Raw genomic sequence first — 2,127 nt, forward strand, 5'->3', positions numbered from 1 at the left:
ATAGAATATTATCAGCCTCATGCTGTGCCCTTCTATCAACCCATCACCGATCACAATAAAAATGTTGTCGGTGTTGAAGTATTAGCTCGTTACTTAGATAAAAATGAGTATAGGAGCTTTCACTTCAATGAATTAACTAGGGATCATACTTTAGCGATCGACATTGAAATCTTGGAATCCGTAGTCAATGAATTTCCAGAAATGGCTAGGAAAGATTTAACCTTTGTCTCATTTAACCTGACCCCAGTAGAACCCTCTTGGTACTACTGCCAAATATTACTTGATACGATTAAAGAAGCTCAGAAAAGCAACATCACAATTTGGATTGAGATTCCGGAGCACACTCCACTTCACTCATCACACCTAATACTTTTGCAACAGCTAAAAAGTTATCCCGTTAAAATTGCCTTTGATGATTTTGGAACGAAAGAAAGTCAATTCCAACGCTTGTTGAGTATGGAATTTGATGTAGTGAAATTTGATCGTCAACTACTTCTTCAGGCAACAAAAAATAATTACTCACTTAGTATGTTCAAAAAACTTGTAGGGTATTTTCAATCAATTGGGAAAGAAGTAGTTTGCGAAGGGATTGAAACTGAAGAACAACTGGTCTTAGTTATCAGTGCCGGTTTTGATTTCATCCAAGGTTATGCTTTAGGAAAACCCGCACCTCACTACTAAGACTAAAAACTTCAAAAGAACTCCACTCATGAGGTGGAAATGAGAGAATTTAGGAAAGCTCTGAAAATTAACTAATGACAGCATTGTAACCATAAAAAGCCACCACTGCATGAGTCAATGTCACAGAGCTTTTGCCAGTTAATGTGATTTTTGTGGCGTTCGAGTATGCCCTTGACCGTTCACATGTCGGTTAGGTATAGGCAATCGGACTGGTGGTCGAGCTATTGATGGTGAACGTGAGATCATATGAAACATAGTGACATCCTCCTTCATTTTGACGCGGCTATGCCTTTGTCTTTATGAAAGAAAGATGCCAACTTATTTAAGATGCTACTGAATCTACCGATTGTGCGTGTAGATCTCTTAATGTTTGAATTTCTTGGGCCCAAATGTCTGGATCGATTGTTTCTAAAATCAATGGGATACCATCAAACCTTGCATCTTTGGCAATAAATTCAAAGCATGGCCAACCAATTTCGCCTTCCCCTAGAGAATGATGGCGGTCAACACGGCTGGCAAACTTTGCCTTTGAGTCGTTGATGTGCATTGCACGTAAGTAGTGCATTCCAACCACGCTATCAAACTCTGAGAAGGTTGCCTCGCACGCCTCAACTGTGCGCAAATCATAACCTGCAGTAAAAGTATGACACGTGTCAAGGCACACACCTACTCGCGATTTATCCTCAACTTGCTGGATAATTTCGGCTAAATGTTCGAAACGCCAGCCTAGATTCGTCCCCTGCCCTGCGGTGTTTTCAATCACAGCAACGACCTCAGGCACGGCTTGATGTGCAAGGTTTATCGATTCTGCAATTGTCGCAAGACATTCACTTTCTGAGACTTGTTTGAGGTGACTACCCGGATGAAAATTCAAAAGCGTCAGCCCCAGTTGCTGGCAACGTTGCATTTCATCAATAAAAGCTTCGCGTGACTTAGCAAGCTTATCGGCTTCTGGCGCGCCCAGATTAATAAGGTATGAATCATGCGGCAAAATGTGTTCACTTTTAAAACCAAGCATGTGGCAGTTAGCCTTAAAAGCGCGAATGGTTGCCTCTTCGAGCGGTTTAGCAACCCACTGGCGCTGGTTTTTAGTGAATAAAGCAAATGCATTTGCTCCAATTTCTCTCGCTCTCAATGGGGCTTGGTCAACTCCGCCAGAGGCCGATACATGAGCACCAATAAATTTCATTCCACGGCCCTGAATTCTATTTGTCATTAAATCACTTTGTACTTTCAACATTGGACTTCAATTGTCTGATTTTCTGTTACTTAGGTCAAACACGCGCTAAAAATGTAGTAAAATTACAACAAAACAATAAATAAAAAATATTTTATGTATTAAAAAAAAGTAGAACTCATTGTTTTTAAATGCTTTATTGATTTAAATCAATAACGCAACCCCCATATTATCAATGTTTATCGTTGTTTTTTGACCTAAATCAATAT

2 protein-coding genes are annotated in these 2,127 nt (G+C 39.9%); one reads left to right on the plus strand and one right to left on the minus strand.

Annotated features, from left to right (window positions below; genetic code table 11):
* Positions 1–681 (plus strand): EAL domain-containing protein (locus B9J84_RS15025; protein WP_179217578.1); only part of this gene is annotated, 681 nt, incomplete at its 5' end.
* Positions 682–1,003: 322 nt separating this feature from the next.
* Here the strand turns inward: B9J84_RS15025 and nfo are convergent.
* Positions 1,004–1,921, minus strand: a complete 918-nt coding sequence (nfo, locus tag B9J84_RS15030; protein WP_094124474.1) for a deoxyribonuclease IV — start codon at positions 1,919–1,921, stop codon at positions 1,004–1,006.
* Positions 1,922–2,127 lie beyond the last annotated feature (206 nt).

Origin of the sequence: Vibrio sp. V03_P4A6T147, assembly GCF_002241085.1 — a bacterium.
In the GTDB taxonomy this organism is placed as follows: domain Bacteria; phylum Pseudomonadota; class Gammaproteobacteria; order Enterobacterales; family Vibrionaceae; genus Vibrio; species Vibrio anguillarum.